At 73.6% G+C, this 21,662-nt stretch carries 15 protein-coding genes; 4 read left to right on the forward strand and 11 right to left on the reverse strand.

Annotated features, from left to right (window positions below; all coding sequences use genetic code 11):
- Nucleotides 1-92: 92 nt before the first annotated feature.
- The 4 genes from ACLJWH_RS16620 to proB form a co-directional block, all read right to left on the reverse strand.
- Complete coding sequence (locus ACLJWH_RS16620) at nt 93-749, reverse strand: hypothetical protein (protein WP_411142475.1); 657 nt, start codon at nt 747-749, stop codon at nt 93-95.
- Between the two features lie 61 nt (nt 750-810).
- Nucleotides 811-2,079, reverse strand: a complete 1,269-nt coding sequence (locus ACLJWH_RS16625) for a glutamate-5-semialdehyde dehydrogenase (protein ID WP_411142476.1) — start codon at nt 2,077-2,079, stop codon at nt 811-813.
- A gap of 125 nt (nt 2,080-2,204) precedes the next feature.
- Nucleotides 2,205-2,702, reverse strand: a complete 498-nt coding sequence (locus tag ACLJWH_RS16630) for a hypothetical protein (protein ID WP_411142477.1) — start codon at nt 2,700-2,702, stop codon at nt 2,205-2,207.
- Between the two features lie 353 nt (nt 2,703-3,055).
- On the reverse strand, nt 3,056-4,174 hold the full coding sequence (gene proB, locus ACLJWH_RS16635) for a glutamate 5-kinase (protein ID WP_411142478.1): 1,119 nt from the start codon (nt 4,172-4,174) through the stop codon (nt 3,056-3,058).
- Nucleotides 4,175-4,605: 431 nt separating this feature from the next.
- Between proB and ACLJWH_RS16640 the strand changes: the two genes are divergently transcribed.
- The gene (locus ACLJWH_RS16640; protein ID WP_411142479.1) at nt 4,606-6,666 is read left to right on the forward strand and encodes a hypothetical protein; all 2,061 of its coding nucleotides are present in this window, start codon (nt 4,606-4,608) and stop codon (nt 6,664-6,666) included.
- A 113-nt stretch (nt 6,667-6,779) separates the two neighbouring features.
- Here the strand turns inward: ACLJWH_RS16640 and obgE are convergent, their stop codons facing one another.
- The 5 genes from obgE to ACLJWH_RS16665 form a co-directional block, all read right to left on the reverse strand.
- The gene (gene obgE, locus ACLJWH_RS16645; protein WP_411142480.1) at nt 6,780-8,216 is read right to left on the reverse strand and encodes a GTPase ObgE; all 1,437 of its coding nucleotides are present in this window, start codon (nt 8,214-8,216) and stop codon (nt 6,780-6,782) included.
- Nucleotides 8,217-8,385: 169 nt separating this feature from the next.
- Complete coding sequence (gene rpmA / locus ACLJWH_RS16650) at nt 8,386-8,643, reverse strand: 50S ribosomal protein L27 (protein WP_009717948.1); 258 nt, start codon at nt 8,641-8,643, stop codon at nt 8,386-8,388.
- Nucleotides 8,644-8,657: 14 nt separating this feature from the next.
- Complete coding sequence (gene rplU, locus ACLJWH_RS16655; protein WP_052855736.1) at nt 8,658-8,978, reverse strand: 50S ribosomal protein L21; 321 nt, start codon at nt 8,976-8,978, stop codon at nt 8,658-8,660.
- A gap of 222 nt (nt 8,979-9,200) precedes the next feature.
- Nucleotides 9,201-13,094: an Rne/Rng family ribonuclease gene (locus ACLJWH_RS16660; protein ID WP_411142481.1), complete on the reverse strand. Its 3,894-nt coding sequence runs from the start codon at nt 13,092-13,094 to the stop codon at nt 9,201-9,203.
- A 219-nt stretch (nt 13,095-13,313) separates the two neighbouring features.
- Nucleotides 13,314-14,117 (reverse strand): TIGR03936 family radical SAM-associated protein, encoded by an 804-nt coding sequence (locus ACLJWH_RS16665; RefSeq protein ID WP_411142482.1) that lies wholly within the window; start codon nt 14,115-14,117, stop codon nt 13,314-13,316.
- Nucleotides 14,118-14,383: 266 nt separating this feature from the next.
- Here ACLJWH_RS16665 and ACLJWH_RS16670 point away from each other — a divergent pair, with 266 nt between their 5' ends.
- The 3 genes from ACLJWH_RS16670 (at nt 14,384) to ACLJWH_RS16680 (ending at nt 17,516) form a co-directional block, all read left to right on the forward strand.
- Nucleotides 14,384-14,713 carry a hypothetical protein gene (locus ACLJWH_RS16670; RefSeq protein WP_411142483.1) on the forward strand — a complete coding sequence of 110 codons (330 nt, stop codon included), beginning with the start codon at nt 14,384-14,386 and terminating at the stop codon, nt 14,711-14,713.
- A 279-nt stretch (nt 14,714-14,992) separates the two neighbouring features.
- Nucleotides 14,993-16,696, forward strand: a complete 1,704-nt coding sequence (locus ACLJWH_RS16675) for an amidohydrolase (RefSeq protein WP_411142484.1) — start codon at nt 14,993-14,995, stop codon at nt 16,694-16,696.
- A 31-nt stretch (nt 16,697-16,727) separates the two neighbouring features.
- Complete coding sequence (locus tag ACLJWH_RS16680) at nt 16,728-17,516, forward strand: LuxR C-terminal-related transcriptional regulator (RefSeq protein WP_411142485.1); 789 nt, start codon at nt 16,728-16,730, stop codon at nt 17,514-17,516.
- A 261-nt stretch (nt 17,517-17,777) separates the two neighbouring features.
- On the opposite strand, the gene ACLJWH_RS16685 is transcribed toward ACLJWH_RS16680, so the two are convergent.
- Both ACLJWH_RS16685 and ACLJWH_RS16690 read right to left on the reverse strand, forming a co-directional pair.
- Entirely contained in the window at nt 17,778-19,703 is a 1,926-nt protein-coding gene (locus ACLJWH_RS16685; protein WP_411142486.1) for a TIGR03960 family B12-binding radical SAM protein, read from the reverse strand.
- A 159-nt stretch (nt 19,704-19,862) separates the two neighbouring features.
- Nucleotides 19,863-21,476 (reverse strand): CHAD domain-containing protein, encoded by a 1,614-nt coding sequence (locus tag ACLJWH_RS16690; RefSeq protein WP_411142487.1) that lies wholly within the window; start codon nt 21,474-21,476, stop codon nt 19,863-19,865.
- Between the last annotated feature and the right edge of the window lie 186 nt (nt 21,477-21,662).

Raw genomic sequence — 21,662 nt, forward strand, 5'->3', positions numbered from 1 at the left:
TCGTAAACGCGCAGTCGTGCGACAAATTCACCGGGCAGCTCCGTTTTCCCGGGCGGTTTTCCGGGTAATGCCCCACGGAATTTGCCGGGAAATCAGTGCGCCCGCGGGGCCGCGGAGGCCGACGGCGGCGCGGAGCCGGCCGGCGCGGCCGGCGGCAGGCCGGGGCGCACCGTTCTGACTCCGTCCGTGCCGCTGGCCGCGGACGCGTCCACTCCGCTGGAGGCGGGCGACGGCGCCGGGCCCTGCGTCCGGCCGGAGGCCCCCCGGTAGACGGCGCTGAAGGCCAGCGCGACCAGTCCGATGCCCATCACCACGGCCAGCACCCAGGCCACCGGCCGGTGCCAGCGGGCGCTGCCGCGATAGGGGCGCAGCGCCCCGCCGTAGGGGCCGTACGGACCGTGCGGCGCGTAGTCCCCGTACTCGCCGTGGTCGCGGTACGCGTCCGGGTTGTCGGCATCCGGGCCCCGGCGGCGGCCGCGACCGCGCGGGCCGGCGGCACCGTCCGGGCCGTCCACGCCATCGGGGCCGAAGCCGACCCCTGGGCGGGCCGCCTCGGCCTCGGCGCACGCCTCCGCGGCGGCCAGCATCCGCTCGGCCGCGGAAGGTTCATGGATCCGTGCGGCCCGCACGAAGTCCTCGTCGAAGACCACGGAGGCGAACTCCTCGTCCGCTTCTCCGTGGCTCCCGTGGTGGTGCTCGCTGGGCTCTTCGCCGTCCGGGAACGGCCTGCCCCCCACGTCGTCCGGCACCCGTCCAGGGTAGCCCCGGAGGGGTGTTTTGGGCAGGGAGAACGGCGAATCCGCAGGGGCTTCAGCGGGTGTGGCCGTCTCCGGTGACGATGTACTTCGTGGACGTCAGCTCCGGCAGCCCCATGGGGCCGCGGGCGTGCAGCTTCTGCGTCGAGATACCGATCTCCGCGCCGAAGCCGAACTGGCCGCCGTCCGTGAAACGAGTGGAGGCGTTCACCGCGACCGTCGCGGCATCCACCAGTCGGGTGAACCGGCGGGCGGCGGCCTGCGAGGCGGTGACGATCGCCTCGGTGTGGCCGGAGGACCAGCGCCGGATGTGCGCCACCGCCGCGTCCAGGTCGGGCACCACGGCCGCCGCGATGTCGTACGAGAGGTACTCCGCCGCCCAGTCCTCGTCCGTGGCGGGGGCGACCAGGCCGGGGCCGACCTGCTGCCAGGCCGCGTCGCCGTGCACGATCACCCCGGCCTGGGTCAGCGCCTCCAGCGCCCGCGGCAGGAACCGCTCCGCGATCCCGGCGTGCACCAGCACCGTCTCGGCGGCGTTGCACACGCTGGGCCGCTGTGCCTTGGAATTGACGAGGATGTCGATCGCCATGTCGAGGTCGGCGGCTTCGTCGACGTAGACATGGCAGTTGCCGGTGCCGGTCTCGATCACCGGGACGGTGGACTCCTCGACGACCGTACGGATCAGGGCGGCGCCACCGCGCGGGATCAGCACATCGACCAGGCCGCGGGCGCGCATCAGCTCGCGGACCGAGTCACGGCTCTCACCGGGCACCAACTGCACGGCGTCGGCAGGCAGTTGGGCGCTCGCTACGGCGTCCCGCAACACCGCCACCAGCGCGCTGTTGGAGGCGTACGCGGAGGACGAACCGCGCAGCAGTACGGCATTGCCGGACTTCAGGCACAGCGCCGCGGCATCCACCGTCACATTCGGCCGGGCCTCGTAGATGATCCCGATCACGCCGAGCGGCACCCGGACCTGGCGCAGGTCGAGGCCGTTGGGCAGGGTCGAACCACGCACCACCTCACCCACCGGGTCGGGCAGCGCCACGACATCGCGGACGTCTGCGGCGATCGCCGCGATCCGCTCGGGGGTGAGGGTGAGCCGGTCCACGATCGACTCCGCGGTGCCCGCGGCCCGTGCCTTGGCGACGTCCTCGGCGTTGGCGGCGACGATCTCGCCGGTCCGCGCCACCAGAGCGTCGGCGATGGCCAGCAGCGCTCCGTCGCGGGCGGTGCGCGGCAGTGGCGCCAGAAGGGCGGCCGCCTCCTGGGCACGGCGGGCGGTCTCAAGGACGGGCGAGGAGGGCGATGCGCTGCTGGTCATGGCCGCAGCCTAGCCGGACGGCGGGGCTGCGGCCGGGGCCGGTTCACCGTGCGGGACCAGGCCCGGCGGGAGGGGTACGGCCCCGGATCCGGTCACGCGCGGGCCCGGCCGGGCCCGATCCTCGCTCAGTACGGATGGACTCCGACCGGTGACGCGGGCGGCGGGCCGTATCCCTCCGCGATGCGCTGGTGGTAGGTCGCGCGGTCGATGACCTCCAGGCCGACGATCTCCCACGGCGGCAGCCGGGCCGTCGAACGGTGCTCGCCCCACAGCCGCAGCGCGACCGCCGCGGCGTCGTGGAGGTCCCGGGCCTCCTCCCAGTAACGGATTTCGGCGTGGTCGTGGGCGTACCGGCTGGTCAGCAGGAAGGGGTGGTCGTGGGCGAGTTGTTCCAGCGCCCGCCGGACCTCCGCCAGGGGAGCCTCCGCCCCCGAGACGCTCAGCGTGACGTGCCAGAGCCGGGACACCTCCCGGCGCTCACCTTGCGGCGCCTCCCGTGCCGCCCCGCTCCGCGCCGCGCGCTCGGTGTCGTCCGGCCCGTCGGCGTCCTCGCCGGTCCCGACGCTGGTCAGGGTGGGCCCCGCCGTCCCTCGGGGCAGTGCCCCTGGGCGCCCTCGTCTCACCGGCGGCCTCCTGTGCTGCGAATCGTTCCGCCCTCGGGGGTGCGGAGCCGATGGGTACGGTCGTTCTCCGTCGTGCGCGCTGTCGCGCTGCGGGCGCCGCTCACCTGCGGCGCCCCGCTTCAAAGTTGACCAGCCCGCGGGCCCTCGCGGGGGCGTTTTCGAGAAGGTCTCCGTGGAAAGGCTGGTCCTGGCACCGCGGCGCGGAGAGTGTTTACCGGCGCTCCCCCGGGTTCACCGGCGTTTCCCGGAGTTCCCCGCGCTTCAGCGCTTCAGCGTCGCCGTGTTTCCGGGTGTTCTCGGTACTCCGGTACTCCGGTACTCCCGGCGCTCCCGGTGTTTGCGCCCCGCGGGCCTCAGTGGTGCAGGACGACCAGATCATCGCGGTGCACGACCTCCCGCTCGTACGCCGGCCCCAGCTCGCGGGCGAGGTCCCGGGTCGAGCGCCCCATCAGGCGGGGGATCTCCCGGGCGTCGAAATTGACCACCCCCCGGGCGACCGCACGGCCGGTGACGTCCCGCAGCTCGACCGGATCCCCGGCGGCGAACTCGCCCTCGACCGAGGCGATACCGGCCGGCAGCAGCGAGGAGCGCCGCTCGACGACGGCCCGCACCGCCCCGTCGTCCAGGACGAGCGCACCGCGCGGCGTGGAGGCGTGCGCGAGCCACAGCAGCCGGTCCGCCGAGCGCCGGCCGGTGCGCAGGAAATGGGTGCCGGTCGGGCCGCCGGCCAGCGCCTCGGCGGCGTGCACGGCAGAGGTGAGCACGACGGGGATACCGGCCGCGGCCGCGATCCGGGCCGCCTCGACCTTGGTGAGCATGCCGCCGGTGCCGACGCCGGCCCGGCCCGCGCTGCCGATGGAGATGCCCTCCAGGTCCTTCGGCCCGCTGACCTGGGCTATCCGCGAGGTGCCGGGGGTGGCCGGGTCACCGTCGTAGAGGCCGTCCACATCGGAGAGCAGGACCAGCAGATCGGCGCGGACGAGGTGGGCGACCAGGGCCGCCAGCCGGTCGTTGTCACCGAACCGGATCTCGTCGGTGGCGACGGTGTCGTTCTCGTTCACGATCGGTACCGCGCCCATGGCCAGCAGCTGGTCCAGCGTCCGGCAGGCGTTGCGGTAGTGGGCCCGGCGGCTGGTGTCGTCGGAGGTCAGCAGCACCTGTCCGACCCGGCGGCCGTAGCGCGCGAAGGAGGCGGTGTAGCGGGCGACCAGCAGTCCCTGGCCGACGCTGGCGGCGGCCTGCTGCCGGGCCAGGTCGCGGGGGCGCCGGTCCAGTCCCAGGGGCGCCAGGCCGGCCGCGATGGCACCGGAGGAGACCAGCACGACCTCCTTGTCCTGGTACTTGGCCAGCACGTCCACCAGCGCGTCCACCCGGTCCGCGTCCAGCCCCCCGGCCGCCGTGGTCAGCGAGGACGAGCCGACCTTCACCACGACCCTGCGGGCGTCCGTCACGTCCTGCCTTGCGCCTGCCACCTGCGTACCCCTGTGCTTGCCGGTCCCGCTGCCGTACGGGCGATCCCGTACGACGGCCCTCTGCACGCAATCTACGGCAGGGCGGCCGGTCGCCGCGTCGGCATATCGCCTGGCGGACGCCGTCGCGGACACTCCCCGGGGCCGCCCGGGACGGCCCGCCGGCGCGCCCCCGCCGGGTGCCGCGCGCCCTTCACCGCTTCCTCAGGTCTTTCTCAGAATTTCTTAAGACGGTGGTAACACTCTTTAGGTTGCGTTCGATTGGTCCGGTTTCGCGGTGATGAGCACCACAGCAGATTGTCACCAAGGCCAACAAGGTCTTACGGTCGGGTGTCCCTCGGTCTGTTTCGCCGCCCCGGGCGGTGTCGCGGCGGGGGATCCGGCCGCCCCCAAGGCCCTCCTCCGACCTTCCTTGCTGCCAGGAGCCCTTCCCCGTGCCTTCCGCCGGAATCGTCCCCCGCCGAGCCGTCCAGCTCGCGGCCCTGTTCGCGATGCTGGCCGCGTTCATCGCCCAGCTCGTCGGCGCGCTGCTGCCCGTCGTTCCGCTGTTCATCGCGGCGTCCGTGGTCAATCTCGGTCTCGACCTGGTCCTCCAGCACACCCAGCCCGGCCTGCTCTCGCTGCTCGGCCGCGTCCGCTTCGACGTCACGGTCCGCCAGCTGCTGCGCGACATGCTCATCCTGGTCGGCCTGCTGAACATCGACGGTATCGATCCCCTTGAGGAGCAGGCACCGCTCGCCATCACGCTGCTCCTCTTCTACGGCTCGCACTTCGCGTGCCAGGCCGTCGCGGTGCTGGTCCGCAGGACCCGCACCCTCCCGTTCGTGACGCGGAACATCGACGTGTCCGCACTGCACCTGTCCGACGCCCCGCCGCGCATCCTCTACCGCCAGACCGGCCGGCGGCTGCTGTGCTTCTCGGTCCCCACCACAGTGGGCATGATGGTCAGCGCGCTCACCACGGAGGTCTACGGGGGCGGTATCGGCATCGCCGTCTCGCTGGCCTGCTCCGTCGGCGGCACGCTCCACCTGAGCCGCTGGCTGCTGCCGGGGAAGCGGACGGCGGGCGAACGCCGTGCCCTGGCCTGGCTGGACGACTGGCTGGCCGCGTACCGGCCGACGGCCGGCATGTACTTCTCCGGCGGCTCCGCCTCCGCCTACCAGGCCAACATGTGGCTGAGCACCCTCGCCGGCCTGGACGGCAAGCCGGTCATCGTGCTCCGCGAGCGCTTCATGGTGCAGAAGATCGAGGCCACCGACATCCCGGTCCTGTGCATCCCGAAGGTCGCCCATCTGATGCGTCTGGAGCACTCCACGCTCAAGGTGCTGCTGCACCCGGCGAACTCCGGCAAGACCTCGCAGATCCTGCGCATCCCCTCCGTCAAACACGCCTTCATCAACCACGGCGAGAGCGACAAGCTGTCCTCCTGCAACCCGTACGCGAAGGCGTACGACGAGGTGTGGGTGGCGGGTCCGGCGGCCCGGGAGCGCTACCAGCTCGCCGACATCGGCGTCGAGGACAAGGATGTGGTCGAGGTCGGCCGCCCCCAGCTGGCCCCCGTCGAGCCGTACGAGGGGGCCCCGCTCGGCCGCTTCACGACGGTGCTGTACGCGCCGACGTGGGAGGGCTGGGACGGCAACCCGGGCAACACCTCGGTGATCCTGGCGGGCGAGAACATCGTCCGCGAACTGCTCGCCGACCCCGCGGTGCGGCTGCTGTACAAACCGCACCCGATGACCGGTTCGGTGGACCCGCGCGCGGGCGCCGCCGATGCCCGGATCCAGGCGATGATCGCGGCGGCCAACAGCGGGCGCGGCGGCGCGCTGCCCGGCCCGCGGGCCGCCGCCGAGCTGGCCCGCCGCACCGCGGAGCTGGACCGGCTGACCACCGCCGCCTTCCGCAAGAGCGCGGACGAGCTGGAGCGGATGCGCTTCCAGGGCACCCCGGAGCCGGGCCGCGCGGCCGCCGTCGCGGCCGCCGTGACCGCCTGGGAGCACGCGTACTGGGACTCCTTCCCGGAGTGGGAGCACCGCGTCGTCACCACCGTCCGCCCCGGTGTCTTCAGCTGCTTCAACCAGGCGGACGTGCTGATCAGCGATGTCTCCAGCGTCATCTCGGACTACCTGGCCAGCGGGAAGCCGTACGCGGTCGCCAATACCTCGGGGATGGCCGAGGCGGACTTCCGGGCGAACTTCCCGACCGTACGGGCGGCGGTGGTCCTGACGCCCGGGGCGGACGGTGTGGCCGCGCTCCTCGACACGGTCCGCCACCCCGAGCGGGACACCCTCGCCGCGGAGCGCGCCCGGCTCAAGGAGCAGCTGCTCGGCCCCTCGGAACCGCCCTCCGCGGTCCGCTTCGGCCAGGCCGCGCTGGACCTGTGCGCGAAGGCCGACGAGCGCCGCGTCCGGCTGGAGCGCCGGCTGTCCGGCATCCCCGGCCAGCGCTCCCAGGAGGCCGCGGACACCGGCCGCACCGACCGCAGCCCGGCCCGCTGAACCGCCCCTGAACTGCGCGAACGGCCCCCGGGAGGATCTCTCTTCCCGGGGGCCGTGCCATGCCGTGCCGAAGCGCCGTACGGCCCGTCGTGGACGTGCCGTACAGGCCGTCCTCAGAAGGGCCGGAAGCCCTCGTACTCCTCGTCGGCCTCGTCGCGCTCCGCGTCGCGGTCGCGGCGACGCTGTGCGGCCGGACGGGGCGCCTCCAGACGGTGGTCCTCGCCGCGTCGGCCCAGCATCTCCGCACCGGCCGCCATCGTCGGCTCCCAGTCGAAGACGACCGCGTTGTCCTCGGGGCCGATCGCGACGCCGTCGTTGGCCCGCGCACCCGCCTTGAGCAGCGCGTTCTCGACTCCGAGGCGGCTGAGCCGGTCGGCGAGGTAGCCGACGGCCTCGTCGTTGCTGAAGTCGGTCTGGCGCACCCAGCGCTCGGGCTTCTCACCGCGCACGCGGTAGAAGTGATCGCCTTCCTCGGTGACCGTGAAGCCCGTCTCGTCCACGGCCTTCGGACGGATGACGATACGGGTGGCCTCCTGGACCGGCCGGGCGGCGCGGGCCTGCGCGACGATGTCGGCGAGCGCGTAGGAGAGTTCCTTCAGGCCCAGGTGGGCGACGGCCGAGACCTCGAAGACGCGGTAGCCGCGCTCCTCCAGGTCGGGGCGGATCATCTCGGCGAGGTCCTTGCCGTCCGGGATGTCGGTCTTGTTGAGGACGACCACCCGGGGCCGGTTCTCCAGGCCGCCGTACTGGGCCAGCTCCGCCTCGATCATGTCGAGGTCGGAGACCGGGTCGCGGTCGGACTCCAGCGTCGCGGTGTCCAGGACGTGCACCAGGACCTCGCAGCGCTCGACGTGCCGCAGGAACTCCAGGCCCAGGCCCTTGCCCTGGCTGGCGCCGGGGATCAGCCCGGGGACGTCGGCGATGGTGTAGACGGTCGAACCGGCCGTCACCACGCCGAGGTTGGGCACCAGGGTCGTGAAGGGGTAGTCCGCGATCTTCGGCTTGGCCGCGGAGAGCACCGAGATCAGCGAGGACTTGCCGGCGCTCGGGTAGCCGACCAGCGCGACGTCCGCGACGGTCTTGAGCTCCAGCACGATGTCCCGCTCCTCGCCGGGCTCGCCGAGCAGCGCGAAGCCGGGGGCCTTGCGGCGGGCGGAGGAGAGCGCGGCGTTGCCGAGGCCGCCGCGACCGCCCTGGCCCGCGACGAAGGTGGTGCCCTGGCCGACCAGGTCGGCGAGCACCGCACCGTCCTTGCCGAGCACGACCGTGCCGTCCGGGACCGGCAGGATCAGGTCCTGGCCGTTCTTGCCCTCGCGGTTGTCGCCCGCGCCCGGCACACCGTTGGTGGCCTTGCGGTGCGGGTGGTGGTGGTAGTCGATGAGGGTGGTGACGTCCTGGTCGACGACCAGGATCACATCGCCGCCACGGCCGCCGTTGCCGCCGTCCGGGCCGCCGAGCGGCTTGAACTTCTCCCGGTGAACGGAGGCGCAGCCGTGGCCTCCGTTACCCGCGGCGACGTGCAGCTCGACGCGGTCCACGAAGGTGGTCATGGTGGGGTGCCTCCAGATAACTGCGGGAATGTCTCTGTACTAACACGCCAAAGGCGGACCGGCCTTCCCGCTCTCGCGAGAAAAGGCGGTCCGCCCTCGGAGTGGTGCCGGGTGGAACCGGGGCGTAAACCCCCGGACCTCCAGCAGAGCCGTTACGGCCGGGCCGGAATTACTCGGCGACCGGAACGATGTTCACGACCTTGCGACCACGGTGGGTGCCGAACTGCACCGCGCCCGCCGCCAGGGCGAACAGGGTGTCGTCGCCGCCGCGGCCGACGCCCGTGCCCGGGTGGAAGTGCGTGCCGCGCTGGCGGACCAGGATCTCACCGGCGTTGACGGCCTGACCGCCGAAGCGCTTCACACCGAGCCGCTGAGCATTGGAATCGCGACCGTTCCGAGTGGACGATGCGCCCTTCTTGTGTGCCATGTCTCCTCAGTCCCTTACTTCGCCGGAGCGTCGATGCCGGTGATCTTCAGCGCCGTGTGGAGCTGGCGGTGGCCGATCCGCTTCTTGTAACCGGTCTTGTTCTTGTACTTCTGGATCCGGATCTTGTCGCCCTTGTGGTGGTCCACGACCTCGGTCTGGACCTTCACGCCGGCCAGGACCCACGGGTCGCTGGTGACCGAGTCGCCGTCAACGACCAGCAGCGTCGAGAGCTCGACGGTGTCGCCGACCTTGCTGGTGGAAATGCGGTCAACCTCGATGACGTCGCCAACAGCAACCTTCTGCTGGCGTCCGCCGGTGCGCACGATCGCGTACACGCGGAACTCTCTTTCGCTAGGTTCGGATCCTCTGATGCCAGCCGCTCACATGAGCTTGGGAAGGGCTCATGAAATCCGAGGGACGAGCGGCCTCTCTCGGCGGACCGAGAGGTGTTTGCTCAGGGGTTTGGTGTCACAGACACCGACGGTCAAGATTACGGGGCCTTGACCAGGGGGTCAAACCGGCCCCGGACCGCGGACGGTCCGGGGCGCGGGTACTGCTCAGTCCTCCGCCGGGGCCGACACCGAAGACGGCGCGGACTGCTCGGCGGCCGCGGTCTTCTTGGCCGCCGTCGCCGTCTTCTTGGCGGTGGTCTTCTTGGCCGTCGTCTTCTTGGCGGTGGCCTTCTTGGCGGTGGTGGCCTTCTTCGCCACGGTCTTCTTGGCGGTGGCGGTCTTCTTCGCCGCCGCCTTCTTGGCCGGGGCCGTGGCCGTGGTCTTCGCCGCGGTCTTCTTGGCGGCCGTCTTACGGGCCGCCGCCTTCTTCACGGTCTTCTTGGCCACAGGCTCGGCCTCGGCAGCCTCGACGGGCTCCGGTGCCTCGGCCGGCTCGGGGACCTCGACGGTCTCCGGGACCTCGGCCGGCGCCTCGGCGACCGGCTCGGCAGCCTGCTCCGCGACCGGCTGAGCCGCCGGCGTCTCGACCACCACGGTCACCGCGCCGTCGTCGGAGACCTGCGGCGAGCCCGCCGGAGTGGTCACCTTGCGGGTCGCCCGACGGCGCGCACGGGGCGGCGCGGGCTCCGCGGCCGGCGCCTCGACGGGCTCCGGCTCGGGGGCCGGCGCGGCCACCGGTTCGGCCGGCACCACGATCGCGGCGGCCTCCGCGGCCTTGGGGGCGCCCGCCGGGGCGGACACCTTCCGGCTCGCGCGACGCCGGCCACGGCCGCGTCCGGCGGCCGCCTCGGCCTCCGCCGGGCTGCTGAACCATTCGTCGGCCTCGGCCACCGCGGGCTGGAGCTCGGCCTCGGTCACCGGGGCGGGCTCCAGCTCCGGTGCGACCTCGACCGCAGCGAAACCGTCCTCGTGCTGGTGGTCGGGCTGGGCACCGTTGCCGGCCTTGCCCTTCTTCTTGCGCTTGCCGCCACCGCCGACCGACGTCGGCTGGTCCATGTGGACGATCACGCCGCGGCCGTTGCAGTGCACACAGGACTCGGAGAAGGACTCCAGGAGGCCCTGGCCGACCCGCTTACGGGTCATCTGGACCAGGCCGAGCGAGGTGACCTCCGCCACCTGGTGCTTCGTACGGTCCCGGCCCAGGCACTCCAGCATCCGCCGCAGCACGAGGTCCCGGTTGGACTCCAGCACCATGTCGATGAAGTCGATGACCACGATGCCGCCGAGGTCGCGCAGCCGCAGCTGACGCACGATCTCCTCGGCCGCCTCCAGGTTGTTCCGGGTGACGGTCTCTTCGAGGTTGCCGCCCTGACCGGTGAACTTCCCGGTGTTGACGTCGATCACGACCATCGCTTCGGTCTTGTCGATCACCAGCGAACCGCCGCTGGGCAGCCAGACCTTGCGGTCCAGCGCCTTCATCAGCTGCTCGTCGATGCGGTACGTCGCGAAGACGTCGACGTCCGAAGTCCACTTCTGGAGCCGGTCGGTGAGGTCCGGCGCGACATGCGCGACATAGCCGTGGATGGTCTCCCAGGCGCCGTCGCCGCTCACGATGACCTTGGAGAAGTCCTCGTTGAAGATGTCGCGGACGACCCGCACGGTCATGTCCGGCTCACCGTAGAGCAGGGTCGGCGCGTTGGAGCTGCCGCCGCTCTTGGCCTTCTTCTGGATCTCTTCCCACTGGGCCTGGAGCCGCAGGACGTCACGCGCCAGCTCGTCCTCGCTCGCACCCTCCGCGGCGGTACGCACGATGACGCCCGCGTCCTCGGGAACGATCTTCTTGAGGATCTGCTTCAGCCGCGCCCGCTCGGTGTCCGGGAGCTTGCGGCTGATACCGGTCATCGAGCCCTCGGGCACGTAGACCAGGTAGCGGCCGGGCAGCGAGACCTGGCTGGTGAGCCGGGCTCCCTTGTGGCCGATCGGGTCCTTGGTGACCTGCACCAGCACCGACTGGCCGGACTTCAGTGCGGTCTCGATGCGCCGCGGCCCGTTGGCCATGCCCAGCGCCTCGAAGTTGACCTCGCCGGCGTACAGCACGGCGTTGCGGCCCTTGCCGATGTCGACGAAGGCGGCCTCCATCGACGGCAGGACGTTCTGCACCTTGCCGAGGTAGACGTTGCCGACGTACGACGTCGCCTGCTCCTTGTTGACGAAGTGCTCCACGAGCACGTTGTCCTCAAGGACACCGATCTGGGTGCGCTCACCGCTCTGGCGCACGACCATCACGCGCTCGACGGCCTCGCGGCGCGCGAGGAACTCCGCCTCGGTGATGATCGGCACCCGGCGGCGGCCCTGCTCGCGGCCCTCACGGCGGCGCTGCTTCTTGGCCTCCAGGCGCGTCGATCCCTTGATCGACTGGACCTCGTCGGCGCCGGTGCCGCCCTCGTCCTTCTTACGGGGCTCCCGGACCTTGACGACGGTGCGCTCCGGGTCGTCGCCCTGGTGGCCCTCGGCCTCGCCGGAGTCACCGCTGCGACGGCGGCGACGGCGGCGCCGACGGCTGCTGCTGGAGCCGCCGCCGTGGTCGTCGGCCTCGTCCTCGTGCTGCTCCGGCCGGCCGACGGCGTGCTCGTCGCCCTCCTCGGGCTCCTCCTCCGCCTCGGCTAGCTCCCGCTCGGCGGCCGGGCGGCCCTCGGCGGGCTGCTCGTCCGAACCGTCGGCGGCCTCACCGCGACGGCGGCGACGGCCACCACGGCGGCGGCGGCGCGACGGACGGTCGGACTCGTCGTCGTGCCCGGCGTCGATCTGCTCGGCCTCGTCCTCGGACTCGGGCTCCTCGTCCGCTTCGATCTCCTCGACCGGGGCGGCCGCCACCGGCTCGGGCTCGACGGGCGCGCCACGGCGGCGCCGACGGCGCGGGCCGCCGGTCGCCGGCTGCTCCTCCTGGACCTGCTCCGGCTCGGCCGCCACCTCGGTCTCCTGGCGGGCGGCGGCAGCGGCGGCCGCGGCCGCGCTCTCCGGGGTCTGGAACATCGGCTCGGTGAAGACCGGCGCCTGGAAGACGGCGGACGGCGGACGCTGCGCCCGGCGGCGGCCGCGTACCGGCGCCTCGGCCGCGGGCTCCTCCTCGGCGCGCGACGCCTCGGCGACGGGCTCCGCGGCGCGCTCGGCCCGGCGGCGGCCCCGGCGCTTGGGCGCCTCGGCGGTCTCGGACTCGGCCTCGGCGGCCGGTGCCTCGTCGGCGGCCTGCGGCGCGAGAGCCGCGGCGGTCACCTTGCGGGTGGCACGGCGGCGCGCACGGGCCGGCTTGACGGGCTCAGCGGGCTCGGCGGCCTCGTCCTCGGCGGCGGCCGGGACGGCCGGGCTCTCGGCCGGTACGGCGGCGGACTCCTCGACGGCGCTCAGCGGAGCGCCGGCCGGGGCGGCGGCCTTACGGGTGGCACGGCGACGGCCACGGGCGGGCCGGGCGTCGTCCTCCTGGGCGGCCGGGGCCTCGGCGGCGGCGCTCTCCGCGGCGGGCTCGGGCGCCTCGGCGGCGGCCGGCTCCGGGCGGACGCCGGCCTGCGGGGCCCCGGCGGGGGCGGTGGCCTTACGGGTCGCCCGGCGGCGGGTACGGCCGCGCGGCGCCTCGTCATCGGTCTGCGGGGCCTCGGCGGCGGGCGTCTCGGGGGCCGGGGCCTCGGCGACGGCCGGTGCGGCGGCGGGCTCCTCGACGGCGCTCAGCGGAGCGCCGGCCGGGGCGGTGACCTTGCGGGTCACGCGGCGACGGCCACGGGCGGGCTTGGCGTCCTCGCCGGTGGTGACCGGGGACGCGGCGCTCTCCTCGGTGGCGGCCGGCTGCGCAGCGCGTGCTGCGTTCTCGGTGTTCTCGGCGTTGTCAGCGTTCTCGGCGTTCACCACCGCGGACGCGGCGGCGCTGCCGGCCGCCGGCGGACCGGCCGGCCGGGATGCCGCACGGCGCCTGCGGCGCGGCGGCAGGGTGCCGCTGGGCGACGCGCTGTCGTCGGCGCCGCGCTCCGCGGGCTGGATGGGTTCGGTGGGCTCAATTGATTCGAGCATGCGGGCGGTTCTCCCGTCACGCTCCCGGGCGCCGCGCCTGATTCCGGCCGCGGTCCGCGTGATGTGCGCGGTTCCGCTGTCCGGGGCGTGGGCGCCGCACGGGAGCTGTCGTCTCGCTCGCCGGGCCGTAGGTCGGGGACCGGCGAAAGTCTCCTGGTCAGTGCGTCCGCCGGGCCGGGGATTGTGCCCTGGCTGATCGGCGACGCGGCGACGGCGGTCCTACGCGGTACCTTCCCCGGAAACTGCCGGGGAGGCCCCACTCGGCACCTTCGCGGCACTCAGCCCGGCGGCCGTGGATGGGGCGGCCGTGGCAGCGTCGCGGTCGGGCGCCAACGGGTCGGTCACCGTGCCGGACTCCTCATCGAGCAGCCCCTGCGCCAGCCTGGTCACCGCTGCGGGGACCGGCGGCGCCAGGTCGGCCGTAGCTCGGAGGCCGGACAGGACGTCGTCGGGTCGAACGGCAGGTGTCAGATGCCGAACAACCAGCCGCAGTATCGCACAGGCATTGCCGTCGGGCCTATCGCTCTCGGGGCGGACGGCCTCCAGGCGGGCCACCGCGGCCCGCGTGTCGAAGGCCCGCACACCGTTTTTCGTCCGGCGCTCGACCTGCACCTCTTCCGCGGCGAGGAACGCCGCGACGGCGCGCTCCGCCGTCTCGGTCCCCACCCCGTCGAGCCGGATCTCCCACACCGACGCCTGGAGCCGGTCGGCGAGGCCACTGGTGTGCGCCTCGACGGCGTCGGTCACATCGAGCCCGGCCGGCAGCGACGCGTCCAGCAGCTCGCGCAGCGTCGCCGGGTCACGGCGGGCGGTGAGCTGGATCTCCAGGTATTCGGCCTCACTGCCCGTGCCCGTCGGGGCGGCGTTGGCGTACGACACCTTGGGGTGCGGGGTGAAGCCCGCCGAATAGGCCATGGGGACCTCGGAGCGGCGCAGCGCCCGCTCGAAAGCGCGCTGGAAGTCGCGGTGGCTGGTGAACCGGAGGCGGCCGCGCTTGGTGTAGCGCAGTCGGATGCGCTGCACCGCCGGTGCGGGCGGCGGGCCTTCGGGCTGTCGCTTGCCCAGGGCTACTTCTCCTTGGTGTGAGGGCGCTGCTGGACACCACTCCCGCGGGGGAGTGCCGCGGATGACGCCGCTGCGACGCCATCCGGTCCTGATCGTCCCCGCGTGGGCGGGGACGGGTCGCGCCCGGACTTCTTACCTAGAGTACGTGCCGCGGGCACGCCCGGTTCCCGGCGGGGCGGCGCGGCGACAGCGGGCTCCGGCTCCCGCGGGGCGCCGAAGAGGGCGTGCCGGATCTCCCGGCGGGTCTGCCGCGCGCCCGCACGGGCGGCGCGCGGCGTCCGCCGGACGGTCCGGCCCGCATCGCCCGCGGCCCGCCGCGCCGGATGCCGGACGCCGTCCCGGATGCCGTGCCCGAGCGGGGTGCGGACGGCCCGGTACGCCCGGCGCGACGGCTCGACGACGAGCCCCCGCAGCAGCCGGCCGTGGAACCGGCCGACGGCGCGGGAGACGTATCCGGCAGCCCGCCGGCAAAGTCCGCACGCGGCCCCGGTCTCCCGGGCGACGACGGGCACCACGGCCACCAGCGCCCGGCCGGCAGCAGTACGTACCGGTGACCGGCGACGGCCGGCGCCACCGGCGTCCACCGAACGAGCGCCGCGAGCCCCGCGCCGGTACCGCGCACCGCCCACGCGATGCCGCGCCCGCGTCAGCACATGCGCGTACCGCCGCCCGGCCGGGGCCCTGAGCAGATGGCGCGCCGGCCGGGCCGTGGCCGCGGCGGCGGGCGCGTATCGGTGGGATGACCGATGTGCGGAGGGCGGGGGCGTCGCCATAGTCCTCGGGAAGGCGTTTGCGGGTGGCCGTGGTGACGCCCGGTTTCGAAAGGACATTCTGTGGATACGTATGCGGATCTGGTGTTTCTCGGCGGCCAGGTGGTCACGGTCGACGCGGAGTTCTCCGTCGCCTCGGCCCTGGCCGTGACCGGTGGGGTCATCAGCGCCGTCGGCGGGCGGGCGGATGTCACGCCGCTCGTCGGACCCGGCACCCGCGTCGTCGACCTGCGGGGGGCGACGCTGCTTCCCGGTATCAACGATTCCCATCTGCACGGATGCGCCTTCGGCATGGCGACGCCGCCGCTCTCCCTCGACCTCAGCCATCCCGCCGTGGCCTCCCTCGCGGACGTGACCGAGGCGGTACGGGAGGCCGTCGGGCGGGCTCCGGACGGGCAGTGGATCACGGGGCACGGCTGGGACACCGGTTATCTCGACGAATGCGTCGCCGATCCGTCGCGGCAGCCCTCGCGGCACGACCTCGACGCCGTGAGCCCGGACCGCCCCGTCGTCCTGTACTCCTTCTCCGGGCACGCCACCTGGGTCAACTCCAAGGCACTGGAGCTCATCGGGATCGACCGGGACACCGTCGCGCCGCCCGGCGGGGCCATCGTCGCGGACGGCGCCGGGGAGCCGACCGGGCTGCTCCACGAGGGGGCCCAGGCCCTCGTCCAGAACGCGCTGCCGCCGCTCAGCCGGCGGGAGCGGACCGACGCGATCAGGTCGGCCCTCGCCACGCTCGCCCGGCTCGGCGTGACCAGCTACACCGAGCCCGGACTCGGCCCCGGCGGCGACGGCATCATGCGGGGCGCGCTCGGCGCGGAGACCCTCGACGTCTACCGCCGGCTGCTGGCCGACGGCGAACTGACCGCCCGCCTCGGCGTCCTGCTCCTGCCCACCGGCCTGTCGAGCACCCCCGAGGAGTTCGCCCGCGCCCTCGCCGGCCTCGGCGAGTCCGGTGACGCCGATCCGCGCCGCCTCGCGATCCACGGGGTCAAGATCTTCGCCGACGGCATCGTCCCCAACAAGACGTCCTGGATGCACGAGCCGTACGTCGGCGGCGGCTGCGGCTCGCTGTGCGTCGGCGGCGCGACCGACACCGAGCGGACCGCCGAGATCGACGCCATGATCCGGCACGCCCACGCCGCCGGACACCAGATGGGCGTCCATGTCACCGGCGACCGGGCCATCGACACCGTCGCGGACGCCTTCGCCGCGGCCCAGGCCGAGCACCCCCGGCCCGACGCCCGCCACTACGTCATCCACGGCGACTTCCTCACCGCGCACAGCATGGAGGTGCTGGCCGCGCACGGCTTCGGCGTCAACATGAACCCCACCATCAAGTGGACCGTCGCCGACATGGAGGAGATATTCGTCGGCGCCGAGCGGGCCGCGTACGCCTGGCCCTACCGCGATGCCCTCGATGCCGGTGTGCGGGTCGCGAGCGGGTCCGACGCCCCTGTCACCTCCCCGGACTGGCGCCAGGGCGTCGCCACCATGGTGCTGCGCGAGTCGAAGGCCGCCGGCCGGGTCAGCGGCCCCGAGCAGCGCATCGGTCTGGCGGAGGCGATCCGTACGTACACGATCGACGCGGCCTGGCAGGACTTCGCCGACGACTGGAAGGGCTCCCTGGAGCCGGGCAAGGTCGCCGACCTCTGCGTGCTCGACGGGGACCTGCTCACCGCCGACCCCCACGACATACCGGAGATGCCCGTCGTCCTCACCGTCGTGGACGGGCGGATCGTGCACGACGACCTTCGTAATTGACGCATGACGGGCGCCTGATCATCCTTGGAGGATGGCAGCGGCACGGAGCGGGGCGGACATCCTGGACGCGGCCGTCCACGTCCGTGCGGCCGCCAGGAGTGCCACGAGCGGCGCGGCCGGCCTCGACACGGTCCTGGCGGCGCTGTCGGAGGTGGTGGAGTACGACCACGCCTCCCTGTCCCGGTGGGATCCGCTGCGCCGGCGCCACACCACCCTGGCCGGGAGCTATCCGGACGACGCCACGGCCTACATCGAGACCCGCCTCCACCACGACCCGGTGTTCCCCCTGCTCCGCGGCCAGGCCCTGGGCGGTCTCTGGCTCCAGGACGTCCCCCGGCAGCTCCTGGCGGCGTCCCCGGGTTTCCAGGAGGTGCTGTCCCCCCTCGGCATCGAGGACGGCGTGGCCCAGTGTCTGTTCGCCGCCGACGGCCGGTACGTCGGCATGCTGAACGTCAGCACCCGCCGGCCACGGCGCGCGCCCGATCCGGCGCGCGCCGTGGTCACCCTGCTCACCGAGGCCCTCGCCGCGGCCGTCGACCGCCGCGCGGTCCCGCCGCCCGAGGAGATCGCCGCGGCCGGCCCCGCCGCGGACGCGTGGCACCCGGACGCGTGGCGGCCCGGCGGACTCTCGCCACGGGAGCTCCAGGTGCTGGCCGAACTGACCGCGGGCCGCACCAACCGGGAGATCGCCGAGCGGCTGTACATCACGCCGCGCACCGTGGGGACCCATATCGAGCACATCCTCGCCAAGCTCGGCCTCCCCAACCGCGCGGCCGCCGCCGCCCGAGCCGCCGCCTGGGGAATCGCCCCCGCCCGCTGACCCGAGCCCGGCAACGCGAAACGCGGACCGCGGACCGCGGACCGCGGGACACTCCGCTTCCCTGCCTACGGGGCGGCAACACAGGGCCGAGGCAGGGCCGGTGCGGTCCCACGCCCGCGGGCCGGACGGTCCTGTGCCGCCGTACGCGCCGCCCGCCCCGTGCCCGACTCGCCACCTCATCCGCTCGGTCGGGGGCACACGCGCGTCGGCCCGGCCACCGCGGGGTACGCGGGGCCGGGCCGGCGGGGCTTGCGGGTGGCGCTACTTGACGACCGTCAGCGGCAGGAGCTTCTTGCCCGTCGGCCCGATCTGGATGTCGAGGTCGAGCTGGGGGCAGACCCCGCAGTCGAAGCACGGGGTCCAGCGGCAGTCCTCGACCTCGGTCTCGTCGAGAGCGTCCTGCCAGTCCTCCCAGAGCCAGTCCTTGTCGAGACCGGAGTCCAGGTGGTCCCAGGGCAGGACCTCCTCGTAGGTGCGCTCGCGGGTGGTGTACCAGGCGACGTCAACACCCTGGGCGGGCAGCGTCTCCTCGGCGGCCTTCATCCAGCGGTCGTAACTGAAGTGCTCGCGCCAGCCGTCGAACCGGCCGCCGCCCTCGTAGACCGCGCGGATGACGGAGCCGACGCGGCGGTCACCGCGCGAGAGCAGGCCCTCGACGATGCCCGGCTTGCCGTCGTGGTAGCGGAAGCCGATGGAGCGGCCGTACTTCTTGTCGCCGCGGATCTTGTCCCGCAGCTTCGTCAGCCGTGCGTCGGTCTCCTCGGCGGAGAGCTGCGGCGCCCACTGGAAGGGGGTGTGCGGTTTGGGCACGAAACCGCCGATGGAGACCGTGCAGCGGATGTCGTTCTGCCCGGACACCTTGCGGCCCTCGGCGATGACGTTGACCGCCATGTCGCCGATCTGGAGCACGTCCTCGTCGGTCTCGGTCGGCAGCCCGCACATGAAGTAGAGCTTCACCTGCCGCCACCCGTTGCCGTAGGCGGTGGAGACGGTCCTGATCAGGTCCTCTTCGGAGACCATCTTGTTGATGACCTTGCGGATCCGCTCACTGCCGCCCTCGGGCGCGAAGGTGAGGCCGGAGCGACGGCCGTTGCGCGTCAGCTCGTTGGCAAGATCGATGTTGAAGGCGTCGACGCGGGTCGACGGCAGCGACAGCCCGATCTTGTCTTCCTCGTACCGGTCGGCGAGCCCCTTCGCGACGTCGCCGATCTCGGTGTGGTCCGCGGAGGACAGCGACAACAGGCCGACCTCCTCGAATCCCGTGGCCTTCAGCCCCTTCTCCACCATCTCGCCGATGCCGGTGATGCTTCGCTCCCGTACGGGACGCGTGATCATGCCGGCCTGGCAGAAACGGCAGCCGCGGGTGCAGCCACGGAAGATCTCGACCGACATCCGCTCATGGACGGTCTCGGCCAGGGGGACGAGCGGCTGCTTGGGGTAGGGCCACTCGTCCAGGTCCATGACGGTGTGCTTGGACACCCGCCACGGGACGCCGGAGCGGTTCGGCACGACGCGGGCGATCCGCCCGTCGGCCAGGTACTCGACGTCGTAGAACTTGGGGACGTACACCCCGCCGGTCTTCGCGAGCCGGAACAGCAGCTCATCGCGTCCGCCGGGCCGGCCCTCGGCCTTCCAGGCGCGGACGATGTCGGTGATCTCCAGCACCGCCTGCTCACCGTCGCCGACGACCGCGCAGTCCAGGAAGTCCGCGATCGGCTCGGGGTTGAAGGCGGCGTGGCCGCCGGCGAGCACGATCGGGTCGTCGAGGGTGCGGTCCGCCGCGAGGAGCGGGATACCCGCCAGGTCGAGGGCGGTGAGCATGTTGGTGTAGCCGAGCTCGGTGGAGAAGCTCAGCCCGAAGACGTCGAACGCGCGGACGGGCCGGTGGCCGTCCACGGTGAACTGCGGTACGTGGTGCTCGCGCATCAGCGCTTCGAGGTCCGGCCACACGCTGTAGGTACGCTCGGCGAGCACGCCCTCGCGTTCGTTGAGCACCTCGTAAAGGATCATGACGCCCTGGTTGGGCAGTCCGACCTCGTACGCGTCGGGGTACATGAGGGACCAGCGGACATCGCAGCTCTCCCACGGCTTGACCGTGGAGTTGAGCTCTCCGCCGACGTACTGGATGGGCTTCTGCACATGCGGGAGCAGAGCTTCGAGCTGCGGGAAGACCGACTCGGCAGACATCTCCGGACCTTCGTGAGCTGGCAGGGGGCGACTCCCCAGCGTAACCCGGTGGCGGGCCGCCGCTCGCCCTGCTCCCGGCGCACCTCGCCCGCGTCGCACGCCACCGCGGCCCCGGACCGGTGGGGCCGCCGCCGGCGGGTGGCCGGGCCACCCGCACGGTCACGCCCCGGACCTGGCGCGCAGCCCGGAAACGGACACCTGCCGCCACACGTCCGGCAACTCCCGTTCCCGGTCCGCCGCACGGGCCTCCTCACGGCCGTACAGCAGCCCGAAGGTGAAGCCGGCCTCGCCCGCGCGGTGCGCCTGGACCGCCAGCTCACGCAGCGCCGCGCGCGCCACCACGCTGTCCTGGTGGTCACCCAGCACCTGCTGCACCCGCTTGGTGCGCCGGACGAACGTCTCCGCCGGGCGGCCCAGGGCCGGGACGGCGGCCTCCGCCGCATACCGGGTCCGCTTGGCCGCCTTACGGGCGTTGTGCAGCGCCTGGTCCCGTTCCGGCCCGGCCGGCGCCGCCAGCGCGGCCGTCACCCGGCCGGCCAGCCGCCGGTAGTCCTTGCGCACGGCCCGCGCCAGCGTCTCGGGCGCGGGCCGGGCGGCGGCCGTCAGCAGCGGCGGATCGTCCACCAGCGCGTCGAGTGCCTCCAGGAGCGCCAGATACCGGGCGCCGTCGAGCGTGGCGAGCACCTCCCGCCGCGCACCGCGGTGGGAGCGCCGCGACCAGCCGCGCAGCCGGGCGGCCACCGGGCCGAGCCGCAGCGGCCGGGGCAGCTCCGCCAGCCCGGCACGCAGCCGCGCGGCCAGCACCTCCCGATCCCGGGCCACTCCCAACTCCCCCGCCAGCCAACGGAGTTCGACTCCTAGGGGGTCGGTGACGGTACGGTCGAGCACCTTCGCGTACGAGCGGAACGCGCTCCGCAGCCGACGGGTGGCGACCCGCATCCGGTGTACGGAGTCGGGCAGTTCGCGCCGCACGGCCGGGTCCAGCTCGACGATCACCCGGACCTGTTCGCGGACGTACCGGAGGACGACGTCGCCCGCGGTGCCGGCGGCGGCACGGCCGGCCTTTCCGCCGCCGCGGGCGTCGCCGGATCCGCCCGCGGGCCCGGTCCCGGTCTCGGCCAGCGCCCGCGCCAGCTTCGACGCCGCCCCGGCGGGCCGGATACCCGCCGCGGCGAGCGCCCGGCCGACCGCGTCCAGGAGGGCCGCGCCCCCCTCGCCCGCCCCGGTCAGCTCCACCTCGATCTCGCACCACCGGGCCCGCGCGGGCCCCCCGCTCCGCTTCGCGGGGGCCGCCCCGGCACCGGCCGGAGCGGCGCGCTGAGCCCGTACCGCGTCCACCGCCACCTCGGCGAGCGGTGCTCCGGCGGCATCCTGGAGCACCCGGACCGTGCGCCGCGTCCGCAGGCGTACGACGGGCGCCAGCTCCCGGCCGAGCGCCCGCGCGCGGACGAGGGCCGTCAGCTCCTGGGGCGGCGTGTCGGACAGCGGCGCCCGCACCTCGTCCCGCGTCCGGCCCGGCTCCGTCCCGGCGGTCTCTTCAGGCGCGACCGGCAGTTTCAGATGCCAGCCCGCGTCCCGGCCGCCGGTGCGGCGCCGCAGCGTGATCCCGGCGCCGGCGAGGCGCTGGTCGGCGGTGTCGTAGTACACGGCGTCCAGGTGCTCGACACCCCGCGCCACCACGGCCGCGACCCGGTCCACACCGGTCAGGTCGGGCAGCTGGGTCTCGTCGGTCGCCGCGTATTTCCGCTCGACCTCGCGCACGATGTCCGCCATACCTCGAATCTAGTCGCGGGGCGGGCACGGAAGCAGGCCCCGCGCCCAGCCAGCCGGGGACCGGCCGGCGGGCCCCTGGCCCCCTGGCCGAGCGGTACGGAGAGCGGCGCGGCGCGTGGAGCGGCGCGGCGCGTGGAGCGGCGCGGCGCGTGGAGCGGCGCGGCGCGTGGAGCGGCGCGGCGCGTG

The organism is Streptomyces sp. x-80, from assembly GCF_046549095.1.
Lineage (GTDB): Bacteria > Actinomycetota > Actinomycetes > Streptomycetales > Streptomycetaceae > Streptomyces > Streptomyces celluloflavus.